This window comes from Stenotrophomonas sp. YJH_SMC_131 (assembly GCF_059367975.1).
In genome coordinates this window covers 758482-783946 of the sequence record NZ_JCAFRJ010000002.1, presented here as the reverse complement: position 1 = coordinate 783946, position 25465 = coordinate 758482, and the positions used below count along the sequence as shown (strand labels likewise).

The window sequence follows — 25465 nt, the reverse complement described above, 5'->3', positions numbered from 1 at the left end:
GCTCTGAGGCGGCCTTCCTGTTCCTTCACTTGGCGTTCTTCACGTAGGTATCGAACCAGTTCAGCATTTCCGCCACCAACTGTTCGTTCGATTCCAACGCGGTGTACCAGTGCGGCTCGTTCGGCAGCATCACCAGCCGGGTGGTGCCGCCGTTGCCGCGGATCGCCTGGTACAGCTTGCGCGACTGGAACGGCTCGGTGCCCGGGTTGGCGTCGTCCTCGCCGTGGACCAGCAGCAGCGGCAGCTTGATCTTGTCGGCATAGAAGAACGGCGAGGCCTTCAGGTACACGTCCTGCGCCTGCCACACCGAGCGACGCTCGTTCTGGAAGCCGAACGGGGTAAAGGTCTTGTTGTACGAACCGCTGGTCGCCACACCGGCCTTGAACAGCTTGGTGTGCGCGATCAGGTTGGCGGTCATCAGGCCGCCGTGGCTGTGGCCGGTCACGCCGATGCGGTTGCGGTCAACCACGCCCATGTCCACGGCCTTGTCCACCGCCGCCTTGGCGTCGGCTTCCAGCTGCTCCAGGTAGGTGTCGTAGGCGTTCTTCGGATCGCCCACGATCGGGAACGAGGCGTTGTCGATGATCGCGTAGCCGGCCAGCAGCATCAGGCGGTACGGCTGCAGGCGGGTGAAGGTCTGCTGCGAACCGGACACCTGCCCCGCCTGCGCGGCGTTGGCGAAGTCGGCCGGATAGGCGTACAGGATCGCCGGCACGCGCTGGCCTTCCTTGTAGCCCGGCGGCGTGTACAGGGTGAACGACAGGTCCACGCCGTCGGCGCGCTTGTAGGTCACCAGCTGCTTCTTGATCTGGCGCACTTCCGGTGTCGGGTCGACCAGCTTGGTCAGTGCGGTCGCGGTGGACGCGAACTGCGCCTCGCCGGCCTTCGCATCAGCCACCGCCTCACCCTGCTGGCGGACGAAGGCATTCGGCGGATCGATCACCGACTGATGCCAGGTCAGGTAGCGGCCCGGCGTGTTGCTGAAACCGAGGAACTGTTCGTAGGCGTCTGCACTGCTGCGGAACAGGCGCTCGCTCTTCAACGTGGCCAGGTCGAGGCGGTCGAGGAACGGACGGTCGCCCTGCGGCGAGGCACCGCGGCCGCTGAGGAACACATGGTTGCCCTCACGGCGCACCACCTGCGCGCCATTCGGCAGGCGGGTGAAGACCAGATTGCCAGGGTTGCCGTACAGCTCATCGCTGGACATGTCCCACAGCAGGCGGCCTTCCTTCTTCGGCTGGTCCACATCCACGATGCGGGTCTGCATCCAGTGACGATTCTCGTCGTTCTCGTACTGGAAGGCCACGGCCGGATCGGCGGTCCACGCGAAGCCTTCGAAGCGCTGCGCGGTGCGGGTGATTTCGGTCGGCTTGCCGTTGAACGGCGCCTTCAGCATCAGCACGCGATCGCGATGCGGCACGTTGACCTTCCAGTCGCCCTTGTCCAGCGCTTCGGCGTAGACCAGGGTAGCCGGATCGGTGGCGCGCCAGTCGAAACCGCGCGGGCCTTCCGGCACGCCGTGCACCGGCACGCGGTCGGCCAGCGGGAGGCTGGCGATCGGCGTGCTGCGGCCACTGCTGATATCCAGCACGGCCACGTCGTTGGCGAAACGCTGGTAGGTCACCGCGTGCGAATACGGTGCCTTGATCGATTCAGTCAGCACGTGCACGCCATCGGGCGCGGCGCTGACTTCGTTGAACAGTGCCGGCTGCCCGACCGGGCGCACGCTGCCTGCGGCGGTATCTACCACGGCCAACTGCGAGGCACCGTAGTAAGCGAACAGCTTTTCGTCGTGCACGCTGGTCAGCGTGTCGCGGGCCTCATAGGTGCTGCTCTCGCCACTGCTGCCCAGCGACTCCTGTGCATCCGGGCCGGTCGGTACGCCGCCGTTGGAAGGTGCCGGGCCCTGGTTGGCCGGTACCAGTTTCACCAGCAGATTCTGGCTGCCGCCCAGCCACTGCACGGTGTAGCCGAAGATCGGGTTCAGCTGCACGTTCGGCACCTGCTTCACCTGCCCGGTGGCCGCATCGCCCACCCACAGCTGCACGCTGGTATCGACCGCATTCTGGAAGGCGAAATGGCTGCCATCGGCCGACCACAGCGCGCCGGTGGCACAGCCCTGCGGCAGGTTGACCTTGGTCTCCTTGCCACTGCCGATGTCGACCAGGGTGAAGTCGGCCACGCAGGCCGGAATGCCGTAGCCACCCGGGGTGTCATGGCGGCTGCGGTTCTTCGGCTCCAGCCGCACGCCGGCCAGCTTCAGGTAGGGCTGGGCCACGCGGCTGATCGAGGGGTAGGTCTGCGCGGTGGTCAGCAGCAGGCGCTGGCCGCCCGGGGCCACGTTCGGCGCCGGCGGTGGCGGTGCCTTCAGCACCTTGAGCAGGTGTTCCGGCGGCTTGGCGTAGTCGGCCAAGGCCGGGCCAGCGGCCAACAGGCCGACGGTGGCAACGGCAACAGCCGCCGCCAGAGAGGTTCGACGGATCAGCATCCTTATCCCCTGGGTGTGAATGGGTACCCGGAATCGGGCATGGACCCGAATCTAGCACCGCAGGGGATGGGATGAATGGGCCGGAAGGGCTAGAGGCCGGATGGGGCAAAGTGGGACACGCCCGGAGAGGCCGGCGATGGACCGGCATCTGCCAGGCGTGGTCTGTCGTCACTGCTGGGCGTGCAGGTCCCAGGCGGTCAGGTAATCGGGGTCGACCACGATCATGCCACTGTTCCGCATGCGGTATTCGCCTGGCTCGGCCCGCTGGTACTGGTCGAGCATGGGCGGCAGGTAGCGCTCATGACCATCGTCTTCGTCGGCCAGCACCACGCCTTCGTCGGCGCTGATGCGCAGCACGGTGCCCGCGTACTGCTCCAGACCCTGCACTTGGCCGTCGCCACCATAGCGGGTGACACCCACCAGCACGACCTTGCCGATCATTTCCTCGGCCTTGGCATCGTCCAGTGGGGGCAGCATGGCATTGAATTCGTCGTTCATCGGTGCACCTCCAAAGCCTGTGGGGATAGCGTGGGTTCGGCGGTCCCACGCTGCCAGCGTCGACGGCAACGCAGGAATCTCTCTCGGGGCGCAAGTAGCTGGATCGCAGGCCCGACCGGGCAACGCGGGGGTGCGATGGGTGAAAGGTGTCTGGAACTTGGCTGGAACTGCGGCGGATGGCCATCTGCGCCGATGGCGTGACCGTGTCAGGTCAAGATCAACACCACGCGTTGCGTTGCATACACGGTGAAGCGTGACAGCTGCACTGTAGTGGCATGAGCGCCTCCTGTTGAAGGTCACACGCGGGTGCGTTGCTCCGTTGGAACGAATGCTGCCACTCCACGCGGAAGGAACAAGTGAAGATTGCAGGCGACCTGCAACAAGCGGTTCGCGCGGTACCCGTTCATTAAGCTGGCGCCCCGCTCTGCTGCGGCACGCCTGCCCTGGCAGGACGCTAGAATGCGTCCATGCGCACCGTACATGCCCTCCGCTACATCACCCCGTTACGGGAAGGCGGCTCCCTGCCCGCCGTGGTCGAGACCGACGACGACGGCATGGCCGTGCTGAAATTCCGTGGAGCCGGCCAAGGCCCGAAGGCGTTGATCGCCGAGCTGATCGCCGGCGAGATGGCACGCACGCTGGGCCTGCCGATTCCGGAAATCCTGTTCGTCGAGCTGGACCGCGAGTTCGCCCGCACCGAGCCCGACCCGGAAATCCAGGAGCTGATCCGCGCCAGCGAGGGCCTGAACCTGGGCCTGGACTATCTGCCCGGTGCAATCAATTACGACCCGGCCGCGATGCCTGTGGATGCCGAGCTGGCCTCGCGCATCGTCTGGTTCGATGCATTCACCAGCAACGTCGATCGCACCACCCGCAACCCCAACCTGATGGTATGGCATCGCAAGCTGTACCTGATCGACCACGGTGCGGCCATGTACTTCCACCACGACTGGGCCAGCGCCGGCGATGCCTGCGAGAAGCCGTTCGTGCTGATCCGCGACCACGTGCTGCTGTCGTTCGCCAGCCGCATTGCCGAGGTGGACGCAGAACTGGCTGCGTGCCTGACCGATGCCGAAATCGAGCGCATCGTTGGCCTGGTGCCGGACAGCTGGCTGGTGGACGAACCGGCGTTCGACAGCCCACAGGCCTATCGCCAGGGCTACATCGACTATCTCAAGCACCGCCTGAAAGTGCGTGCGGTGTTCGTGCAGGAGGCCATCCGTGCCCACGCTGCACACGTATGACTATGCGGTCATCCGCGTCGTGCCGCGGGTGGAACGCGAGGAATTCATCAATGTCGGGGTGATCGTCTCCTGCCCTGGCGCGCGCCATCTGGAGGCGGCCATCGAAATCGATCCTGAGCGCCTGCGTGCCTTCGCGCCGGCGCTGGACCAGGACGCGCTGCAGCCATGGCTGGATGCAATCGTGGCCATCTGCCGTGGCGACGCCAGCGCCGGACCCATCGCAAAGCTGCCCGCGCGCGCCCGCTTTCATTTCCTCACCGCCAAGCGCAGCTCGGTTGTGCAGATGTCGAGCACGCATGTCGGCCGCACTGCGGACCCGGCGGGTGTGGTGGAACACTTGATGACGAAGATGGTGCGGGTACCGGAATGAACGGCACCTGCCGCATTCACAGTGGCAACCTTCGCGCGATGTAGTTGACCACATTACCGATCGCATCCGGATCGACATTGGCCAGGCCAACGATCACGTAGCCCTGCGCCGGCAGCACCACGATGGCACTGTTCGATCCGGGCGCACCGCCTTCGTGGCCGTACTGATGCTCCCTGCCCTCGCCCTGAACCACGAAACCAAAGCCATACCAGCCTTTGTGGTTCTGCGCCGTGGTGGCCTGCTGCAGCAATGCAGGTGAAACCAGCTTCCCGCCTTGCAGTGCCTCGGCGAATTTCACCATATCGGCCACTGTGCTGTAGCCACCACCGGCCGACATGCCGCGCCAGGGCAGCGACTTCGTTTCACGGACCCATTGCCCATCGTGCTTCGTGTAAGCGACGGCACGCTTTGGAACGCTCGCTGTTTCCGGCTCGAAGCCGGTGCCGGTCATGCCCACCGGGTGCAGGATGTGCTCCTCCACATATGCGTAGTACGACTGCCCCGATACCGCCTCGATGATGCGTCCCAATACGATGAAGCCATAGTTGGAGTAGCTGTCCTGGCTGCCGGGCGTGAACTGCGGCGCATCCCTGGCGAACCGCTGCACGTAGTCATCCAGCGTCTTCAGGGACGCGGAATACTGTTCGAAACCATCGCCAAAGAAGTCCCCCAGGCCACTGGTGTGTGACAGCAACTCGCGCACGGTCACGCTGCTGGCGACAGCCTTGTTCGGATAGTCCGGCAAGTGCTTGCCGATCGTGTCATCGAGACTGAGCCTGCCATCCTGCACCAGCTGCAGGATGGCCACGGCGGTGAACATCTTGTTGGAGGACGCAAGGCGGAACTGCGTCTCCACGCCCACTGCAATTCCAGTGCTGCGATCGGCATCACCACCGCGCCAGTCCAGCAGCACCTTCCCATTCTGTGCCACCTGCAACGCGCCCGACAGCGCGTCCTGTGCCCGCAGCGCCTCCAGCTTTGCTGTGACGTCGGCCATCAGGGCAGGCAATGCAACCCGTGCCGGCTTGTGCTTGTCCGGCGTTTCAGTGCCCTCGATCTGGAACTGCATCAGGTGCGACGGATTGGCCGGGTCCATGACGGCGGTCACCCACATCGCGCGTTCGTTCATCTGGCCCATCACCAGCAGCTTCGCTTGGCCGGGTGCACTCTCGGTTGATTCGAGTACGCGCAAGGGGCCTGTGCTTTCGCGGAACTCGAGATAGTCCTTGGGACCGCTGCCTTGCTTCTTCGCGTATCTATCGGCGAATGCCTGCAACCCCTCGAGGCTGCCCGCATTGAAGGCCGCAAGCCAGTCACCGATGGCGTCCTGCGCATGCGGATGTGCACGCACGCTGGAGGCGGCGCCCACTGCCGGAACAGCCCAAAGCGTCATCAGCACCGAACAGGCCAGTACTTTGCAGAGCAGCAGGCATCCAACAGCCTTCATGGCAGTTCCTTTGCGGGTATCCCTGGGCGCATCCTAGATCATGGAACCGCCCGCTGCATCCATGCCAGGGACCCTGCCGCAGCACCTCAGCCGTGACGATGAACGCCTCGATGCGATGCCAATCGCCCCGCTCATGCGGCAGCGATTCCACGCCCATGCCGATCTGGTACCTCACCGCATCCGGGCCGTCGCGCCAGTAGTACGGCGCGCCATTGCTCCAGCCGCAACAGGCGTAGCGCAATGCAGGCATGGCAAAGGTCTCGCGCAGATAGGCTTCCACCTTCACTGCCTGGGTACCTGGAACGCGGTAGTGGGCCTGCATGGGTTTGATGCAGGACGCGTCGTCCTGGCTGCAGCCGCTGTATTCCAGTCCCGCAGGCTTCCGGCCCATCGCCTGCAGGAAATCCTGGCATTCGATATCCGGTCGCGCCAGGCCATCCGCACGCCCCTGCGCTTCCCACGCGGCCAGCGCCTGCGCAGTCGTCTGCTGCGCAATCACGTTGGCGGCGAACAGCAATGCCGCCAGCCCCAGCAGCAAGCGCGCGCTACGCAGCGGCAACCGGCCAATCGTCTCAGGGCGATCCTTCGCAGGCAGTCACAGGAATGCCAACCGATGCCGTGCTATCGCCGTGCCATCGTCTGCTCGCTGAAGCGAGCCACGCAGAAGTCCAGGAAACTGCGCAGCTTGGGCGTCAGCTGGCGGTCGCGCGGGTACACCAGGTTGATCCACGTCGATACCGGCACGTAGTCCGGCAGCACTTCCACCAGTTCACCACGCGCCAGCGCGGCGGCAAGCATTTCATGGGGCTGCAGGATCAACCCCAGCCCACCGACTGCCGCGGTCAGCAGCGGCTCGGCTTGGTTGACCATGAAGCGGCTGGACACCGGCACGCTCAGCACGCTGCCGTCAGCATCGCGGAAGCTCCAGCGCGTGCGGATGATCGAATGCGCGAAGCCCAGGCACTCGTGCCGACTCAGATCGGCCGGATGGACAATGGCCGGGCGCGATGCGAGGTACGCCGGCGATGCACACAGCACCAGCGGATACGGCCCCAGGCGTCGCGCCACCAGCCCACTGTCGGCCAGATCACCGGTGCGGAATACCAGATCAAAGCCGTCCTCGACGATGTCCACCAGGCTGTTGGACAGGTTCAGATCAACCTGCACGTCCGGGTACTGCTGCAGGTAGGCCACCACCGCCGGCCCCAGTGCATGCACGCCGAAGGTGACCGGTGCGCTGACGCGCAGGCGCCCCATCGGCCGCCCGCGCGCTACTTCGGCCAGCTGCTCGGCGCCTTCCACCTCCTCCAGGATCACCCGCGCACGCGCCAGATAGGCCTGGCCGAAGTCGGTCAGGCTCTGCTTGCGCGTGGTGCGGTTGAGCAGGCGCACGCCCAGGTGTTGTTCCAGCGACTGCACGTGTTTGCCGACCAGCTGCGGCGACAGGCCCAGCGCGCCGGCGGCAGCGGCGAAGGAGCCGACCTCGGCCACTTTGACGAAGGTCCGCAGGGGAGCAATCAGGTCCATTGCAAACAATTGGTTTTCAATGAAACGCCAGATTACCCCTTATTCTGGAGGCAGGCCACGCGCACAGTAGCCTCCACCTTTCCGCCGGCCCCAGCGCCGGCCTTGCCCAGGAGCCCCCCATGAGCCAGGTTGTCCGCATCCACGAATATGGCAGCGCCGATGTGCTGCGCATCGACGACATCGATGTTCCCGCCCCCGCCGCCGAGGAGGTCCAGATCCGGGTCAAGGCCATCGGCCTGAACCGTGCCGAGGTGATGTTCCGCAACGGCGCCTATCTGCAGGAGGCGCAGTTCCCCAGCCGGCTGGGCTATGAAGCGGCCGGCATGGTCGAGGCGGTCGGCAGTGCGGTGAGCGGATTCACTGCTGGCGATGCGGTGAGCGTGGTGCCGCCGCTGGACATCGCCCGCTGGGGCACCTACGGCGAGCTGGCCAACGTGCCGGCACGACTGGTGGTCAAGCACCCGCAGGCGCTGGGCTTCGAAACGGCGGCTGCGGTGTGGATGCAGTACGTCACCGCCTGGGGCGCACTGTTGGAGCAGGCGCAGCTGGCCGCCGGGGATTCCGTCATCATCACCGCTGCCAGCAGCAGCGTCGGCCTGGCCGCGATCCAGATCGCCAATGCAGTGGGTGCCACGCCGATTGCGGTGACCCGTGGCGCGGGCAAGCGCCAGGCCTTGCTCGATGCCGGTGCCGCCCATGTCATCGCCACCCAGGAACAGGACCTGGCAGCCGAAGTGGCGCGCATCACCGGCGGTGCCGGCGCCCGCGTGGTGTTCGACCCGATCGGTGGCCCGCAGTTCGTGCCGCTGACCGAGGCAATGGCCCGTGGCGGCATCCTGCTGGAATACGGCGCGCTGAGCAGCGAACCCACCCCGTTCCCGTTGTTCAACGTGCTGGGCAAGTCGCTGACGCTGAAGGGCTACCTGTACTCGGAAATCGTCTCCGACGATGCCGCGCTGGCACGTGCCAAAGCGTTCATCGTCGACGGCCTGGACAAGGGCACGCTGGCGCCGAAGATCGCGAAGGTGTTCCCCTTCGCACAGATCCAGGACGCCCACCGCTACCTGGAATCGAACGAACAGATCGGCAAAGTGGTGGTGACGCTGTAAACACCCTGCCGGCAGCGACGGACCCACTGCGGGCACGTCGCTGCCGCAGGCTCAGGCCATTGAAGGCCCGCGGTTCTCATGCTGGCGGCTTTCGAGGGTGAGCTGGTGCTCGCGCTGCCGGTTGTCACCGGCCAGATCATTCACCGTTTCCTCCATCGAGCGCGCGGGCTGTGCCGTATCCACACTGGCGCGCTCACCAGGAATCAACCCGGCAACCCACAGGCGATCTCCGGCCATCATCACCCGGTCGACGCGCGCGGCATCATCGATGCCGTTGCGCTTGGACTCCAGCACTGCCTGCATGACGTGCTCGTCGCCGATGGTGCCAGGTACCCCCTGGCGGATGCGCTCGAACAGCGCGGCGTCCCTGGGCGACAGCGATTCCATGCCATTGGGCTGCGGTGCGGGCTCCGGCGCGGCCGGACCAGCGACCGGTGCATTCGCCGCTGCCTGCTGCCGCGCCTGCACCTGCTCCGGCTGGAACTCCGCCCGCGTATAGGGCGGACGCTGCGGCGGCCAGTTCTCCGCGCGGTCGAACTCGGTGGTCGGCGCATGCTCGCGAGCGACGGCGGCATCGTTCAACTGCCGGCGCGCATCCGTGTCGATGACGCCGCCGGGGCGCAGCGGCAGGCCATAGTCCTGCTGGAAGTTGCGCATGGCCGCCTGCATGCCGGCATCAAACGTGCGCGCATCGCGCTCGGCACGTGGGTTCGGTTCGGTCAGGTACCCCAACGCCTCCAGCTGCCGGCGCATTTCGAACACCGGCTCGCCCTTCTCACCGGGGCCCAGGTTGCCGTCGGCCAGCGGCCCGGTCAGGTCGGTCACCGTCCGGCGCTTGAAGTCCGGATCGACCGCCAGCGTGTCGCTGCGCATGCGTTCCAGCAGCGCAGCGTCGATGCGGCCATTGGCCGGGCTGATACCCCGCTCGGTCTGGAAGCGGCGCACGGCCTGCTCGGTGGAGGCGCCGAAATCACCGTCGGGCTTGATCGCGGCATTGGCGTTGTTGCGGATGTCCAAGCGCTGCAGGTACTGCTGCGCTTCCAGCACGTGCTGGTTGGCGTCACCCCGGTGCAGGTCCATCGCCCCGGCGGGCGCCTGGGGGGTCGGCACCGGCATCTGGAAGCCTGGTTGCTGCACACGCTGGACCAGGCCGGCAACCTGGGATTCCCATTCAGTGGCCCGTGTGGCGATGGCGTCTGGATAGGGACTGCCGTTGTTCAGCTCACCGCCATTGACCGAGGCCCGCGCCTGCCGGTAGTCGGCATGGTTGGCGTTGACGTTGTCGGACAGCCGCGCACCAAACAGGCCGTCGCGCATCCCCACCACCAGCACCTTGGTGGCGATGTCTGCCTGGGCAGCCCGTTCCGGATGCTCGACCAGCTCGCGGCCGATCCCCAGCGCCTCGCCCAGCCGCTCGTAGTTGTTGACGTGGGTGAGGTGGGCAAAGCCCCGGCCGAAGTACTCCTCGCCGCCGAAGTAGCGCAGATCCACCGCCTGCTTCCTGCCCCAGTCTTCCTCGGGCGCGGCGAAATCACGCGATTCGTGCTGCGCCGTGGCCAGCACATAGGCAATCTGCCGATGGTCGGCAATGCCGTTGTCGATGCAGGTACGCACGATCATCTCGACCGACTGGTCCCGGGTCAGGCCGAAGCCCGACCCACCTTTTCCATAGCCTTCGCTCATCCTTCAGCTCTCCAGTTCCGGAACGCATCCATTCGTCGGGGGAAGACCTACTTCAGCAGGTCCGGTTCGGTCGGGACCTCGCCCCTGCAGGTGTCATAGCGGCGCTGCAGCAACGTGCGAGTGCCGGTTCCGCGCAGCTGGATGACCTTGTCCTCGCGCTCGCACGGGCTGACCTTCGCGCGAAGCACGAACCGCCCATTGTCGATATGGTCGATGTCGCGCCCACCGATGGCCGCTTCCAACGCCTTGGCACGCACATAGCGGTTGCGCTTGGCATCGAACAGGTAGAACGCATGCACCGGAACGTTGTAGACACCGCTGTTGTCCTGCCACACCTGCAGGTCCGGCACGCCATCACCATTGAAATCCGAAACGGTCAGCAGCACGGCGGTCGCACCCTGGGCACCGGTGCCGGCGCGGGTCAGGCGCGGCTGCACGTCCGTGACCACCACGTTGCGCCCACCACGGGTCACGCCCATGCTCCGCACCTGGCAGGTCGTCACGTTGTCGGTGCCGCTGCAATCGGTCACCTGGAAGACCACCTGCAGTGCCGGTGTGAGCCTGCCCTCGCCGGGCCGCAGGACGATCCTGCCCTGCTTGTCGGGCGCGGCATCGGCGGCATGCACAGCGGCCTGCGCCGGCGCCGGGGCCGCCTTGGCTTCCGCCACCAGCGCCGCCGCACCGCCGCCCTGCAACTGGCGGGCACGCAGCAGGGTCATGTGCGTGCGGCACTGCTGTGAATCCAGCTGGGCAACGGCCGTGCTGCCTTCCGGGCACCGGCTGTCGCGCTGGTGCAGCCATTGCCGCTGCAGATCGCGCAGCACCTGCTGATCACTGGCGGTCAGTGTGGAGCGCGCCGCGCTGTAGGCGGCATTGAGTGCATCGTCGTGCACCTTGAGTTCAGCGTCGGCACAACGGCGACGGGCGTCCAGCGCGGTGCCTGCGGCCGCCATGCAGGGCGCATGGGCGGGGCTCAGAGAGCGCGCATCGCCTGCGATCAGTTCGGCACCGCTGGGCACCTTGCGTGCGGCGGGCTGGGGCGACGCCTGCGCGCTTGCCCACAGGCAAGGGCCAAGCAGAAGCAGTCCTGCCAGCAGCCGGGTGGCACGCCCCGGCAGGCGTTCGGAGTTCAGCATGCGTTTCCTTCCCTGGGGGCGTTGGCCGGCCCCGTCCTGTTCCGATGATGGATGCTGCCCGGTCGCCAGCGCAACTTCAGCGACCAGCGGTCACAGCCCGTAGGCCGCACTCAGGCCGGCAGCGCTATTTCGGCAGTGCGTAGGCCATCACGTAATCGCCCTTCGGCGTTTCCATGAAATGGTGGCCGCCAGCCATGATCACCACGTACTGGCGCCCGCCCTGCGCGTACACCATCGGATTGGCCTGGCCACCCGCGGGCAGCTTGGCATGCCACAGCTCCTTGCCGGTCTTCAGGTCGATGGCGCGCAGCAGGTCGTCGGTGGCGGCGGCGATGAAGATCACGCCGCTGGCGGTGACTACCGAACCGCCATTGTTCGGCGTGCCGATCTCGATGGGCAGGCCCGAACGGATGCCGAATGGTCCGTTGCCGCGCGCACTGCCGAACGGACGGTCCCACAGCAGCCTGCCGGTGCGCAGGTCGATGGCCCGGATGCCGCCATAGGGTGGCTGCTTGCACAGCAGACCAGTGAACGGCAGGCGCCAACCGGCGTTTACCTGGATGGCGTAGGGCGTGCCCACCTGTGGGTCGCCCGCGCCTTCGGCGCCGCCCTTGTCGAACCGGACCTTCTCGCGTGGCAGCCAGCCCAGCCTGTCGGCCTCGGCGCGTGGCACCAGCCGGTTGTAGTTGGGCATGTCGTTGTAGTTGGCCACGATCACGCCGCGGCGCGTATCGATGGACACACTTCCCCAATCCGAACCGCCGTTGTAGCCGGGATATTCGATGGAATGGCGATCACTGCTCGGCGAGGTGTAGAAGCCTTCGTAGTACGCCTTGCGGAACTGGATGCGGCAGATCAGCTGGTCGACCGGGGTGATGCCCCACATGTCGCGCTCGGTCAGGTCATGCTCCCGGCGCAGCGTGTGATACAGCGAGAACAGCTGCGTGGGTGAGCGTTGTTCCGGTTCGACACCGCCGACCGGCACCCTGCGCTCTTCGGCGGCGGTCAGCAGCTGGCCGTTGCGGCGGTCAAGGATGTAGAGATCACCCTGCTTGGTCGGCAGCAGGAGCGCCGGCACCTTGCCTGCCGCCGTCGGATAATCGATCAGGCTGGCCTGCGAACCCAGGTCGTAGTCCCACACATCCTTGCGCACCGCCTGGAAATGCCAGGCCGGCTTGCCCGTGGCCACATTGATCGCCACCAGCGACGTCGCGTAGCGGTTCTGGTTTTCCGTGCGTGAGCCACTCCAGTAATCGCCAGCGGAATTGCCCAGCGGCAGATAGACCAGCCCCAGCGCCTCATCACCGGTCGCGGTGGTCCACATGTTCGGCGTGCCGCGCGTGTAGGTCTGCTCATGCGGCGGCAGGCCGCTGCGTTCGGGCTGGTCCATGTCCCACGCCCAGCGCAGCTTGCCGGTGATCGCATCGTAGGCCTGGATCACGCCCGACGGCGCGTCGCGGCGCTGACCATCCAGCACCTGGTGGCCGGTGACGATCACCCCGCGCACGATGGCCGGTGGCGAGGTGATCGACACATAGCCCGGTGGCACCTCGCCCATGCCCAGAGTGATGTCGACCTGGCCGTTGTTGCCGAAATTCGCACAGGGGCGGCCACTGTCGGCATCCACCGCGATGATGCGCCCGTCCAGCGTGCCCTCGATGATGCGCGCCCAGCATGCCGGACGACTGCCGGGTGCAGCGCTGCGGGTGGCACTGGGCGGCGGTTCCGGCAACGCCAGATCAGCAGCGGCATCGGCCAATGCGGCATCGGCGAGGATCGGCGTGGCCGGTTGCTCGTAATAACTCACGCCACGGCAGGCGGCGGTGTATGGAATCGAAGCGTCCTTTACCTTCGGATCGAACCGCCACACTTCCTTGCCGCTGGCCGCATCCAGTGCGATCAGGCGGTTGCGGGCGGTGCACAGGTACAGACGGTCGCCGATCTTCAGTGGCGTGGTTTCCGCACCCCAGCGCTTCTTCGGCATATCGCCGGTGCGGAACTGCCAGGCCAGCTGCAGCGTGGCCACGTTGGCCGGGGTGATCTGCTGCAGCGGCGAATAGCGGGTGGCGGCATTGCTGCGCCCCCACGCCGGCCAGTCCCCTTCGGCAGGCTGGTCGGCCGGCTGCAGGCCGGTGGTGTCGCGGGTCGGTTCCAGCCCGACGCTGGCCGCGCCTTCCGGGAACGGCTGGTGCCCGTCCACTTCGCCGTGCGGCGCGAACGCCAATCCGAAGGCAGCGACGAACACCAGCATCAGCACGCCGGCCACGCTGCGCGACAGGCGCCTGGAAACCGGTTGGTGGAGGGTGGGCGCCAGCAGCGCCAGCACGATGCCAAGCGCGGTCACCAGGCCGAGCCGCGGTACCCAGCGCCAGTAGTCGCTGCCCGACTCCCACCAGGTCCACAACAGCGTACCGGCGAACACCAGCGCATACAGCAGCGCGCCGCTGCGGCGATTGCCGAACAACAGGAGGCCACTGGCCAGCAGGCCGGCCCCGGCGATGGCGTAGTACGCCGAGCCGCCCAGGCTGAGCAGCCATGCGCCGAGCCCGCCGATGACCAGGCCGAGCAGGACCAGCAGCAGCGACAGCACGGTAACGAGAGGATGCCGGGAGGCGCGGACGGGAGCAGGAGCGGACGGCGGCGTGGCGGACATCGTCGATCTCCGGGGGCAGCATGCGCCGTTATCCCACCGCCGACGTGAAGCGCGCGCGTATGTGCGGCATCCGGATACGACGACGCCGGCACAGGGCCGGCGTCGTCGCGTAGCTCAACCTTGCGGCAGGATCACTCCTGTGCGGCGTCCTCGCTGCTGGAAGCCGCCGGGGCGCCATCGGTCGTGGTCGTGGTCGGGGCAGGCACTGCCACCTCATCCTCGTCCTCGTCGATCGAGGCATCCATGCGCTCCACCGCCTGCAGCTTCTCGTCCTTGGACAGGCGGATCAGGGTCACGCCCTGGGTGTTGCGGCCGACGCGGCTGATTTCCGAGCCACGCGTACGCACCAGGGTGCCACCATCGGAGATCAGCAGGACTTCGTCGCTGGAGCCCATCAGCACTGCGGCGACCAGCTTGCCGTTGCGCTCGGTGGTCTGGATGCCGATCACGCCCTGCGTACCACGGCCCTTGCGCGGGTAGTCCGGCAGCGGGGTGCGCTTGCCGTAGCCGTTCTCGGTGGCGGTAAGGATGTACTGAACGCTGGCGTCGTCGGCGCCGTCGATCACCGCGTCGCCATTGGCAGCGGCTTCCTCGACACCGCTGTCGTCCTCGTTCTCGTCCTCGCTGCCACCGGCACTCTCGGCCACGATCAGGCTGACCACTTCCTCGCCCGGCGGCATCTTGATGCCGCGCACGCCGGTGGCGGTACGGCCCATCGAGCGGACCTTGTCTTCACCGAAGCGCACGGTCTTGCCGTTGGAGGCGAACAGCAGGATGTCGCGCTCGCCGTCGGTCAAGCCGACGCCGACCAGCGCATCGCCCTCGTCCAGGTTGATCGCGATCTTGCCGCGGGCCAGGCGGAAGGCGAACTCGCTCAGCGGGGTCTTCTTGACCGTACCGTTCTTCGTGGCGAAGAACACGAACTGGCCATCGGCGTACTCGCGCACCGGCAGCACGGCCTGCACGCGTTCGCCCGGCTCCAGCGGGATCCAGTTGATGATCGGACGGCCGCGGGCGTTGGAACCGGCTTCGGGCAGCTGGTAGACCGGCAGCCAGAACACCTTGCCCGAGCTGGTGAAGGTCAGCAGCGTGTCGTGCGTGTTGACCAGCCACAGCTGTTCGATGAAATCCTCTTCCTTGGTCGCCGCCGCGCTGCGGCCACGGCCACCACGGCGCTGTGCGCGGTATACGCTCACCGGCTGCCGCTTCACGTAACCGGCATGCGACACGGTAACCACCACGTCTTCCGGCGCGATCAGGTCGAGGATGTCCAGGTCCTCTTCGCTGTGGCGGATTTCGGTGCGACGTTCGTCGCCGAATTCGGCCTTGACGTTGACCAGCTCCTCGCGGATCACCTGCAGCAGGCGGTCGGGATCTTCCAGGATGTGGATCAGCCCGGCGATCACTTCCAGCAGCTGCTTGTACTCGTCGGTCAGGCGGTCCTGCTCCAGCCCGGTCAGGCGGTGCAGCCGCATTTCCAGGATCTGGGTGGCCTGGATCTCGGTCAGCTGGTAGCCGCCCTCGATCAGGCCCACGCCCTTGGGCAGGTCTTCCGGACGGGAGGCCTCGGCACCGGCCGCACCCAGCATCGCACCGACCAGGCCCGGCTCCCACACGCGGGCCAGCATGCGCTCGCGGGCTTCGTTCGGGTTCGGCGAGGTCTTGATCAGTTCGATCATCTCGTCGATGTTGGCCAACGCAACGGTCAGGCCTTCCAGCACGTGGGCACGGGCGCGCGCCTTGCGCAGCTCGAACACGGTGCGGCGGGTGACCACTTCGCGACGGTGGCGGACGAACGCCTCCAGCATCTGCTTGAGGTTCATCAACTGCGGGCGGCCATCGACCAGCGCCACCATGTTGATGCCGAACACCGATTCCATCTGCGTCTGCTGGTACAGGTTGTTCAGCACAACCTCGGCAGATTCACCGCGCTTGATCTCGATGTAGATGCGCATGCCGTCCTTGTCGGACTCATCGCGCAGCTCGCTGATGCCTTCGATCTTCTTTTCCTTGACCAGCTCGGCGATCTTCTCGATCAGACGCGCCTTGTTCACCTGGTAAGGAATTTCAGTGACGATGATCGATTCGCGGCCGTTGTCGGCCACTTCGATATCGGCCTTGGCACGGATGCGCACGCGGCCACGGCCGGTGCGGTAGCCGGCGACGATGCCGGCAGTGCCGTTGATGATGCCGGCAGTCGGGAAATCCGGGCCCGGGATGTATTCCATCAGGCCGTCGACATCGATGTCCGGGTTGTCGATCAGCGCGATGCAGGCGTTGATCGATTCGCTCAGGTTGTGCGGCGGAATGTTGGTCGCCATGCCCACCGCGATGCCAGCCGAACCATTGACCAGCAGGTTCGGGAACCGGGTCGGCATGACCGTCGGCTCCAGTTCCTTCTCATCGTAGTTAGGCTGGAAATCGACGGTTTCCTTGTCGATGTCCGCCATCAGCTCATGCGCCAGGCGCGACATGCGCGCCTCGGTGTATCGCATTGCTGCAGCGGAGTCGCCGTCGATCGAACCGAAGTTACCCTGGCCGTCGACCAGCATGTAGCGCAGCGAGAACGGCTGTGCCAAGCGCACCAGCGTGTCGTACACCGACTGATCGCCATGCGGGTGGTACTTACCGATGACGTCACCGACGATACGCGCCGACTTGAAGTAGGGCTTGTTGCTGTGCGCGTTGAGTTCGTTCATCGCGTACAGCACGCGGCGATGCACCGGCTTGAGGCCGTCGCGCGCATCCGGCAGCGCGCGGCCCACGATCACGCTCATGGCGTAATCGAGGTAGCTCTTGCGCATCTCGTCTTCCAGGTTGACCTGGATGATTTCCTTGGCGGTTTCTGCCATTCGGGTTCCGTTGTCTGGTAGCGGTCCAGTCCGGCGCAGCCCTCTGCGGGAGGGGGTCGCGCCGGAACCTCGATTCAACCTGTGGATACTACCACAACAGGCCGTTTTCCGCCTCCCTTTACGGGGATTTTACCGGCACAAATCAGGAACTTAGGGCCCCATACCGCCCCTGTAGAGCCGAGCCCATGCTCGGCTGCGCGAAATCAGTAGATCCACGCCGTGCGTGGATGAGGCCTGCCTGGGGTCAGAGCCCTTTCCTGCGAAAAGGGATCCGACCCCGGGACCTTCCTGCCCGCCTCAGCCGCCGAAGGCGGTGCGCATGTTCCCGGCGGTCGGGTTCAGGATGACCCCGCGCTCGGTCACGATGGCGTCGATCAGCTCGCCCGGGGTGACGTCGAACACCGGGTTCCAGGCAGCAATGCCCTCGGCGACGGTACGGGTACCCCCCACGCCGTACAGCTCGCCCGGGTCGCGCTGCTCGATCTCGATCTGGCTGCCGTCCACGGTCTCCATGTCCACGGTCGAGGACGGTGCGACCACCATGAACTTGACGCCGTGGTGGCGGGCGGCGATGGCCAGCTGGTAGGTGCCGATCTTGTTGGCGGTATCGCCATTGGCGCAGATGCGGTCCGCGCCCACGATCACCCATTGCACGGCGCCGGTCTTCATCAGGTGCGAGGCAGCCGAATCGGCGATCAGGGTGGCATCGATGCCGTCCTGCTGCAGTTCCCACACGGTCAGGCGTGCCCCCTGCAGCCACGGCCGGGTCTCGCCGGCGAACACGCGGGCGATGCGGTGCTGGGCCATGCCGGCGCGGATCACGCCCAGCGCGGTACCGAACCCCGCAGTGGCCAGCGAGCCGGTATTGCAGTGGGTCAGCACGCCGCTGCCAGCCTCGATCAGGCCCGCGCCCAGTGCACCCATGTGGCGGTTGGCGGCCAGGTCTTCCTCGGCGATGGCCTGCGCTTCCGATTCCAGCAACGCCTTCCAGTCGGCGCCGGCGGCGTTCAGGCAACGGCGCATGCGCGCCAGCGCCCAGGCCAGGTTGACCGCAGTCGGGCGCGATGCATTGAGGCGCTGCAGGGCCGGTTCCAGCTGCTGCAGGGCGTGCGCACCATCGGCGGCCTGCACCTCGCGTGCAGCCAGCACGACACCCCAGGCAGCGGCAATGCCGATCGCCGGCGCGCCACGCACGGTCAATGCGTGGATCGCGCTGGCAACCTCGTCGCTGTCATGGCAGACCACGTGCTCGACCACGAACGGCAGCTTGCGCTGGTCCAGCAGTTGCAGGGCATCGCCGGTCCACAGGATCGGGCGGATGTGGTCGTAACGGGCGTAGTCGATGTCAGAGGCAGTGTTCATGGGCCCATTGTAGGGCCACGCCCCGCAGGGTTGGAGCCTGCCCGGGCTCAATTCACCGAGAATTCGGCGCGGCAGCCGCCGTCCACCCAGATCCCGTTGCGGCTCCAGCCCCAGGTACTGCCTTCCTCGCAGGGCGTGCTGGACAGCTGCTCGGAGACCACGGCGCCAACCGAGATGCTGGCACCGCAGAAGCGCCGCTTCTTCGACTTCGATTCGCAGGTCAGGCGGCGCGGCATGTCGACGAAGCGGCCATCGTCATCGGCCACTTCGAAGTCACCCTGGCAGCCACGGCTGGTCCAGACTTCATTGCGCTTGTAGCCCCAGCCCTGCCCTTCGCGGCACGGCAACACCGACAACTGGCGCAGCAGGCGCACCGGCGCGCCATCGAGTCGTACCGGGCAACTCTGCGGACGGCCATTGGACTCGCAGCGCACCACACGGCGCACCAGGCGCTTGCCCGAGCTGTCAGCCGGCGGCGCCGCGCCCGCTGCGCGCCGGGCGCGGAACTCGGCACGGCAGCCCAGGGTGACCCACACACCACTGCGGTCAGTGCCCCACTCGCTGCCGCGGATGCAGCTGTTGCTGGACAGCTGGCGCACCAGGTCGACGCCGTTGGCAACCTCGATATCGCAGTGCACCCAACCCATGTCGCGTGATTCGCAGGTCACCACTTCATCGTCGTAGCCCACCTGCTGGGCCGACGCCGGCGACGGCAGCCAGGCACCCCAGAGCGCAATGGAGTACACCGGTGCAGCGACAACCGCGAACCACTTGACCAAAGCCTTCCCCAGCAGGAATGGATGAACTGGATGCCAGTGTCCGGCATTGGCCGTGATAAGAGCATCATCGTGCTTACCGACGCAAGCGCACCGAACCCGCGTTTCGTTCAGCCTGCGATGTTCAGCAACACGCGGGGATCACGCGTGGGCGAAGTCGTAGGCCAGCACATCGGCGATGCGTGGCGTGCGGTTCATCGCCATCAACAGGCGATCGACGCCCACCGCCACGCCAGCACAGGCAGGCATCGACGGCAACGCCGACAGCAGTGCCTCGTCCACGGCCGGCTGCACCTGTCCACGTTCGTGGCGGCGCTGCTGGTCCCGCTGGAACCGGGCGCGCTGCTCGTGGGCGTCGTTCAGTTCGTGATAGCCGTTGGCCAGCTCCACTGCACCCAGGTACAGCTCGAAACGCTCGGCCAGCGGCGGCGTGCCCGGACGGATGCGGGCCAGCGCGGCCTGGCTGGCCGGCCAGTCATGCACCACGGTCATCACCGCGTCATCGAACTGCGGCTGGATGTGGTGGGTCATCAACAGGTCCAGCCAGTCATCACGGGTCAACCCGACCGGGTCGATGTGCACGTCGCCAAGTGCAACACGCAGCGCGGCTTCATCGGCCTCGAACGGATCCAGGCCCACGTGCTGCTGGAACAGCTCGCGGTAACTCAACACACGCAGCGTTGCACGGCGTCCGACCAGGGCCAGCGCCTGGCCGACCAACTCGGCGGTTTCCTCCATCAACCGGTGGTGGTCCCAGCCGACCCGATACCACTCCAGCATGGTGAATTCCGGGTTGTGGCGGCCACCGGCCTCGCCGTTGCGGAACACCCGGCCCAGTTCGTAGCAGTCGCCCACACCGGCCGCCAGCAGGCGCTTGAGCGGATATTCCGGCGAAGTGCGCAGCCAGCGACGACGGCCACCGGCATCGACATGGCCGGTGAAATCGGTATGGAAGCTGTCGATGTTCGGCTCGGTGTTGCCTGCCACCGACAGGATCGGCGTTTCCACCTCCAGCACATCGCGCTCGGCGAAGAAGCGGCGCACCAGTGCATTGAGCGTGGCGCGCTGCTGCAGCGCGCGCAGCAGGGCCTCGCTCACAGGATGCCCTCCGGGCGCGGATGGTCGAGCGGCAGGGTCAGCAGATCGCGGGTGTCGTCGATGTAGCCGCTGGCCAGGTACAGGCGGCGGGCCAGTTCGTTGTGGTGGTTCACCTCCAGGCGCAGGCGGCTGACACCACGCCCGCGAGCGCGCTGTTCACAGATGGCCAGCGCCTGCTTGCCGCGACCACGACCGCGCGCGCGATGGCTCAGGTACAGCTCGTCCAGCAGCATGAAGTGGCCGCCCTGCTCCAGGCTGAAGCCCATCGCGATCACCGCGTAGCCGACCACCTCGCCGGCCTCGTCCAGCCACAGCAGCACTTCGCCATTGCGCGGATCGGCCAGCAGCGCGTCCACGCCGCGACGCACGCGCGCGTCATCGAAGTCGATCCTGTCTTCGGCGTAGAACTCGCGCATCAACGCGATCAACAGTTCTTCGTCGGCACGGGTGGCCAGGCGGAAATCCAGCGGGGCGGTCTGCATCGGTGTTCCTTCGTCTTTCATGCCGGGCGCCGGGCACCCGGCGGGTCATCATTCGTGTTCGGCGAGGTAGGCCAGCAGGCGGTCTTCGTCCCACACCGGCACGCCCAGCGATTGCGCCTTGTCCAGCTTGGAGCCGGCCTCGGTGCCGGCGACCACGAAGCTGGTCTTCTTCGACACGCTGCCGGAGACCTTGGCACCCAGCGCTTCCAGGCGTTCCTTGGCGGCATCGCGGGTGAGCTGGGCCAGGGTGCCGGTCAGCACCACGGTCTGCCCATCCAGCGGGCCGGCCACGATCTCGGCCAGCGCCGGCGCCTTGGCCAGGATCTGCTGCATCGCCTTCTCGGCTGCCAGCAGCATCGCGCCATGGCCATCGGCATCGAGCCAGTCGGCCAGACCGCGCGCAGTGTCGTCCGGCAGGCCGGCGTTGACGAACTGGCCATGCTCGGCATCCAGCACCGCCTGGGCACCCGGCAAGGCAGCCACCAGCTTCTCCGCACGCAGGCGGGTGATGCCGGGGATTTCCGATTCGACCAGCAGTTGCGCCAGATCCAGGCCTTCGCGCAGCTTGGCACTGGGCGCGTGCACATCACTGATGCGCACCTGCCCGACCTGCAGCAGGTCGTCGATGGCCTGCTGGTTGCCCTGCTGCTCGAAGAAATGGCCGAGAGAACGCGCCACTTCGCCACCGATGTCCGGCACGCGCTTGAACAACGGCCATGGCAGGTGGCGGATCAGTTCCAGGTCACCGAACCACTGCGCCAGCGCCTTGGCCGTGCTCTCGCCGACGTGCTCGATGCCAAGCGCGAACAGCAGGCGCTCCAGCGTGGCTGCGCGACTGGCGTCGATTGCCGCGATCAGGTTGTCGGCCCATCTGGTGGCGATCTTCTTCGTGTTCCATTCGAAGCTGGCCGGCTGTGCCAGCGCCTGCGCGCGCCACGCCGGATCGTTGCCATCCAGCTTGAGCACCGCATTGAGCACCGCGCCGCTGCCTTCTGCCGGCAGGTGCAGCTTCAGCGCGGCGGCCAGTGCGGAAGGGTCCTCGGCATCCAGCACCAGCTTCAGGTGCAACAGCTGGTCGCGGTTGAGCCGGTACAGATCGGCCACGCTCCTGACGATGCCGGCGTCGACCAGGGTTTCGATGTACTTGTCGCCGAGGCCGTCGATATCCATCGCACGGCGCGAAGCGAAATGGGCAATGGCCTCCTTGCGCTGCGCAGGGCAGGACAGTTCGCCCGAACAGCGCCACGCAGCTGCACCTTCCTCGCGCACGATTTCCGAGCCGCACACCGGGCAGCGCGTCGGCATCTGCCAGGGCGAGGTGCCCTGTGGACGGCGGTCGAGGATGACGCTGACCACTTCCGGAATCACGTCGCCAGCACGTCGCACGATCACGCTGTCACCGACACGCACATCGAGACGCGCGATCTGATCGGCATTGTGCAACGTGGCATTGGACACGATCACGCCGGCCACAGCCACCGGTGCCAGCCGCGCGACCGGCGTGGCGGCACCGGTGCGGCCGATCTGGATCTCGATCGCCTCCACCGTGGTGCTCTGTTCCTGCGCCGGGAACTTGTGCGCGATGGCCCAGCGCGGTGCACGCGAGACAAAACCCATGGCCTGCTGGCCGGCGCGGTCATCCAGCTTGTAGACCACACCATCGATGTCGAACGGCAGGCCATCGCGACGCTCGCCGATGTCACGGTAGTAGCCGAGCAGGCCGTCGGCGCCTTGCACCACCTTGCACAACCCGCTGACCGGGAAGCCCCAGGCGCCGAGCTGGGCCAGTGTGCCCGAATGGGTGTCCGGCAGCTCGCCGCCCTGCACTTCACCGGTGCCGTAGGCGAAGAAACTCAGCCGGCGCTGCGCACTGATCTTCGGATCGAGCTGGCGCAGTGAACCCGCTGCCGCGTTGCGCGGGTTGGCCAGCACCTTGCCGCCCTGCTGGCGCGCACGTTCGTTGTAGGCCTCGAAATCGGCGCGGGCCATGTACACCTCGCCACGCACCTCCAGCACATCCGGCCAGTCCTTGCCGTGCAGGCGCTTGGGAACATCGCCGATTTCACGCAGGTTGGCGGTCACGTCCTCGCCGGTACTGCCATCACCGCGGGTTGCGCCGAGTACGAAATGACCGTCCTCGTAGCGCAGGCTGATCGCCAGGCCATCCATCTTCGGTTCGGCCGAGAACTGCAGGCTGCGGCGGCCCAGGCGCTCATCGATGCGGCGCACGAAGTCGGCCACTTCCTCATCGCTGAAGGCATTGGACAGCGACAGCATCGGCACCGCATGGCGCACTTCGGGGAAGCGGCCGGACGGGCGTGCACCGACCTGTTGGGTCGGGCTGTCGGCACGGGCCAGTTCCGGGTGCTCGCGCTCCAACGCTTCCAGCTCGCGCACCATCCGGTCGTAGTCGACGTCGGGGATCTCCGGCGCGTCCAGCTCGTGGTAGGCGCGGTTGGCCTGGGCGATCTGCCGGCGGAGATCTTCGGCGCGTTCGGCGGGGCTGGGGCTCATCGGGATCCGGTGGTTCTGGGATGGCCGGGGATTCTACCGCGCCCGGCCGTCAGGCCCTGTAACGCCCCGCCCTTGCAGCGTCGAGCGTGCTCGACGGGCACTCCCCGCTCCGGTAGGTGCCAACCTTGGTTGGCACGTCTGTAGTCGAGCATGGCTCGACGCCACAAAAAGCACCTTGCCGCCCGCTCACGCCGGCGCTAGCGTGCGACGGCCCCATCGGAATCCTGCCCATGACCCTACCTGACTCCCGTAGACGCTTCCTGCAGCTGGCCGGTGCCAGCCTTGCCGTCGCCGGCAGCGGCCTGCCGCTGCGTGGCCAGGCCCAATCCGCGGCCACCGTCGGTGCGGCCCCTGCCGAAGGCGCGGTACTCCTGAACTTCAACGAATGCCCCTACGGCCCCTCCCCCGCTGCCCAGCAGGCGGCGCGCGACAGCATCGCCAGCTGCGGCCGCTACCGCTTCGCCCTGGCGGCACAGGTACGCGATGCCTTCATCGAGCAGGCCCGTATCCCGGCCGACCATGTGCGCCTCTATCCCGGCTCCAGCGAACCGTTGAACCGCGCCGCCACGTTGTGGACCGGCCCGCAGGCGGGACTGGTGGTGGCCGACCCCACCTTCGAGACCCTGGGCGAGGTCGCTGCCGCACATGGTGCACACGTGCAGAAGGTGCCGCTGCGCAATGACGGCGCACACGACCTGCGTGCGATGGTCGCAGCCGCGCATGCGCGCCCGACCGGGCTGCTGTACGTGTGCAATCCGAACAACCCGACCGGTTCGATCAGCCCACCGGATGAGCTCGCCTGGCTGCTGGCCCACAAGCCTGCTTCCACCCGCGTGCTGGTCGACGAGGCCTACCTGCAATACAGCGAGCAGCCCAGCCTGATCGCGCAGGTGGCGCAGCGCGACGATCTGATCGTACTGCGTACATTCTCCAAGCTGTACGGCATGGCCGGCCTGCGCCTGGGCCTGGCGGCTGCACATCCCGAGCGTCTGCGCGAGCTGGCCAGCCCCGGCGACAACCCGCTACCGGTGCCCGCGCTGGCGGCGGCGCTGGCCAGCCTGCAGGATCCGCAGCTGATTCCGCAGCGTCGCCTGCAGAACGCCAAGGTGCGCCAGGCCACCATCGCATGGCTGGGCAAGCGTGGTTTCAGCTGCCTGCCGTCGGAAGCGAACTGCTTCGTGGTCGACGTGCAACGCGACGGCAGCACGTTCGCCAAGACGATGGCCGACAACGGTGTGGTGATCGGGCGCAGCTGGCCGATCTGGCCGCAGCACGTGCGCGTGACCGTCGGCAGCGAGGACGAGATGGCCGCGTTCCGCCGCGCGTTTGCCAAGGTGGCCGGCGTACCGGCGTAGACCCCATCCACGCATTGCGTGGATCTACTGTTGTGGGTGCCGACCGTTGGTCGGGGTGGGTGCCGACCGTTGGTCGGGGTGGGTGCCGACCGTTGGTCGGCACGCCATGGCGCTCACCAGCGCGGGGTCTTGGTCAGCGGCGGCGCCTGGTGCTGGCGGTCGTAGGCGCGCAGCTCGTCACGGATGTGCGCGATGCGCTGGCGACCCAGGGCGTTGCGGCTGTCATCCAGCACCACGCCATCCAGCAGTTCGGCCATGCGCTGCACCGTCGGCAGCATCTTCTCCCAGGCATCCAGCGCGGTCAGCGGCGCCGGCAGGGTCAGGAAGAAGGCGATGGCCGGGGTTTCCATGGCACGGATGTTGGCCATGTCGAAGCTGCCTGGCTTCATGATGCTGGCCATCGAGAAGATCGGCCCGCGCTCGGGATGGCCTTCCACCAGACGGTGGAACACGTTCATGTGGCCGAACACCAGGCCGGTCTTCTCCGCCGCTACCACGATGTCTTCGCCGCGCAGCTGCTCGCCGGCACGGGCGGCCACGAACAGCGAAACGATCTTGTCGAAATCCTGGGTGGCGCGCTTGCCGAGATCGCTGGCGCCCGGGTCGGTATCGCCCAGGCCGAGTTCGGCCTGTTCGCCTTCCGTGCCCATGCCCGGTTCGACGCGGCCATCGGCCACGACAACGCCGTCCTCGCCCAATACCGGTTCGCGGCGCTCGCCGCTGGCCGGTTCCGCGCTTTCCACGCGGCGTCCCTGGGGCTTCTTCTTCGGACGGCCAAACAGGAAGATCGCGGCGATCAACAGCAGGCCGGCGGCCAGGATGCCGATGCGCAACAGTGCCGTGTCGGACATTCGATAGGTTCTCCGGCTAG

19 protein-coding genes are annotated in these 25465 nt (G+C 66.8%); 4 read left to right on the top strand and 15 right to left on the bottom strand.

The annotated features are described in order from the left end of the window. Nucleotides 1-25 precede the first annotated feature (25 nt). Both AC5P56_RS07365 and AC5P56_RS07360 read right to left on the bottom strand, forming a co-directional pair. A complete protein-coding gene (locus AC5P56_RS07365; protein WP_111207043.1) occupies nucleotides 26-2488 on the bottom strand; it encodes a S9 family peptidase in 2463 nt (820 codons plus the stop codon). A gap of 168 nt (nucleotides 2489-2656) precedes the next feature. Continuing rightward, entirely contained in the window at nucleotides 2657-2986 is a 330-nt protein-coding gene (locus AC5P56_RS07360; RefSeq protein WP_014647641.1) for a hypothetical protein, read from the bottom strand. 467 nt (nucleotides 2987-3453) lie between these two features. Between AC5P56_RS07360 and AC5P56_RS07355 the strand changes: the two genes are divergently transcribed. Together AC5P56_RS07355 and AC5P56_RS07350 are read left to right on the top strand one after the other, a co-directional pair. Then, nucleotides 3454-4230: a HipA family kinase gene (locus AC5P56_RS07355; protein ID WP_046431494.1), complete on the top strand. Its 777-nt coding sequence runs from the start codon at nucleotides 3454-3456 to the stop codon at nucleotides 4228-4230. Beyond that, on the top strand, nucleotides 4208-4600 hold the full coding sequence (locus AC5P56_RS07350) for a DUF3037 domain-containing protein (protein WP_014647643.1): 393 nt from the start codon (nucleotides 4208-4210) through the stop codon (nucleotides 4598-4600). Before AC5P56_RS07355 ends, AC5P56_RS07350 begins: the two co-directional genes overlap by 23 nt. 16 nt (nucleotides 4601-4616) lie before the next feature. Here AC5P56_RS07350 and AC5P56_RS07345 read toward each other — a convergent pair whose 3' ends face one another. The 3 genes from AC5P56_RS07345 to AC5P56_RS07335 all read right to left on the bottom strand — a co-directional run bounded on the left by AC5P56_RS07345 (nucleotide 4617) and on the right by AC5P56_RS07335 (nucleotide 7574). Continuing rightward, nucleotides 4617-5993 (bottom strand): serine hydrolase domain-containing protein, encoded by a 1377-nt coding sequence (locus AC5P56_RS07345; protein ID WP_227863943.1) that lies wholly within the window; start codon nucleotides 5991-5993, stop codon nucleotides 4617-4619. Further along, nucleotides 5914-6606 carry a DUF4952 domain-containing protein gene (locus AC5P56_RS07340; RefSeq protein WP_227863922.1) on the bottom strand — a complete coding sequence of 231 codons (693 nt, stop codon included), beginning with the start codon at nucleotides 6604-6606 and terminating at the stop codon, nucleotides 5914-5916. Before AC5P56_RS07340 ends, AC5P56_RS07345 begins: the two co-directional genes overlap by 80 nt. A 62-nt stretch (nucleotides 6607-6668) precedes the next feature. Further along, complete coding sequence (locus tag AC5P56_RS07335; protein ID WP_495231516.1) at nucleotides 6669-7574, bottom strand: LysR family transcriptional regulator; 906 nt, start codon at nucleotides 7572-7574, stop codon at nucleotides 6669-6671. 119 nt (nucleotides 7575-7693) lie between these two features. On the opposite strand from AC5P56_RS07335, the gene AC5P56_RS07330 reads away from it, so the two are divergent. Further along, entirely contained in the window at nucleotides 7694-8683 is a 990-nt protein-coding gene (locus AC5P56_RS07330) for a zinc-dependent alcohol dehydrogenase family protein (protein ID WP_495231515.1), read from the top strand. Between the two features lie 51 nt (nucleotides 8684-8734). Here the strand turns inward: AC5P56_RS07330 and AC5P56_RS07325 are convergent, their stop codons facing one another. From AC5P56_RS07325 to ligA, 9 genes are all read right to left on the bottom strand, one after another. Then, nucleotides 8735-10366, bottom strand: coding sequence for a peptidoglycan-binding domain-containing protein (locus AC5P56_RS07325; RefSeq protein ID WP_495231514.1), 1632 nt, complete (start codon nucleotides 10364-10366; stop codon nucleotides 8735-8737). 47 nt (nucleotides 10367-10413) lie between these two features. After that, nucleotides 10414-11502 (bottom strand): lysozyme inhibitor LprI family protein, encoded by a 1089-nt coding sequence (locus tag AC5P56_RS07320; protein WP_142234952.1) that lies wholly within the window; start codon nucleotides 11500-11502, stop codon nucleotides 10414-10416. Between the two features lie 124 nt (nucleotides 11503-11626). After that, nucleotides 11627-14155 carry a membrane-bound PQQ-dependent dehydrogenase, glucose/quinate/shikimate family gene (locus AC5P56_RS07315; RefSeq protein ID WP_495231513.1) on the bottom strand — a complete coding sequence of 843 codons (2529 nt, stop codon included), beginning with the start codon at nucleotides 14153-14155 and terminating at the stop codon, nucleotides 11627-11629. Between the two features lie 131 nt (nucleotides 14156-14286). Continuing rightward, the gene (gyrA, locus tag AC5P56_RS07310) at nucleotides 14287-17007 is read right to left on the bottom strand and encodes a DNA gyrase subunit A (protein ID WP_495231512.1); all 2721 of its coding nucleotides are present in this window, start codon (nucleotides 17005-17007) and stop codon (nucleotides 14287-14289) included. Between the two features lie 297 nt (nucleotides 17008-17304). Next, nucleotides 17305-18369, bottom strand: coding sequence for an S-methyl-5-thioribose-1-phosphate isomerase (mtnA, locus tag AC5P56_RS07305; protein ID WP_014647652.1), 1065 nt, complete (start codon nucleotides 18367-18369; stop codon nucleotides 17305-17307). Between the two features lie 47 nt (nucleotides 18370-18416). Beyond that, complete coding sequence (locus AC5P56_RS07300) at nucleotides 18417-19148, bottom strand: DUF3011 domain-containing protein (RefSeq protein ID WP_014647653.1); 732 nt, start codon at nucleotides 19146-19148, stop codon at nucleotides 18417-18419. Nucleotides 19149-19286: 138 nt separating this feature from the next. Further along, on the bottom strand, nucleotides 19287-20243 hold the full coding sequence (gene epmA / locus AC5P56_RS07295) for an EF-P lysine aminoacylase EpmA (RefSeq protein WP_014647654.1): 957 nt from the start codon (nucleotides 20241-20243) through the stop codon (nucleotides 19287-19289). Further along, nucleotides 20240-20725 (bottom strand): GNAT family N-acetyltransferase, encoded by a 486-nt coding sequence (locus AC5P56_RS07290; RefSeq protein ID WP_010480482.1) that lies wholly within the window; start codon nucleotides 20723-20725, stop codon nucleotides 20240-20242. Before AC5P56_RS07290 ends, epmA begins: the two co-directional genes overlap by 4 nt. A 48-nt stretch (nucleotides 20726-20773) precedes the next feature. Continuing rightward, a complete protein-coding gene (gene ligA / locus AC5P56_RS07285; RefSeq protein WP_185741890.1) occupies nucleotides 20774-23245 on the bottom strand; it encodes an NAD-dependent DNA ligase LigA in 2472 nt (823 codons plus the stop codon). Between the two features lie 224 nt (nucleotides 23246-23469). On the opposite strand from ligA, the gene AC5P56_RS07280 reads away from it, so the two are divergent. Continuing rightward, a complete protein-coding gene (locus AC5P56_RS07280; RefSeq protein ID WP_142234956.1) occupies nucleotides 23470-24594 on the top strand; it encodes a pyridoxal phosphate-dependent aminotransferase in 1125 nt (374 codons plus the stop codon). A gap of 113 nt (nucleotides 24595-24707) precedes the next feature. Here the strand turns inward: AC5P56_RS07280 and zipA are convergent, their stop codons facing one another. Beyond that, complete coding sequence (gene zipA / locus AC5P56_RS07275; RefSeq protein ID WP_014647658.1) at nucleotides 24708-25445, bottom strand: cell division protein ZipA; 738 nt, start codon at nucleotides 25443-25445, stop codon at nucleotides 24708-24710. Nucleotides 25446-25465 lie beyond the last annotated feature (20 nt).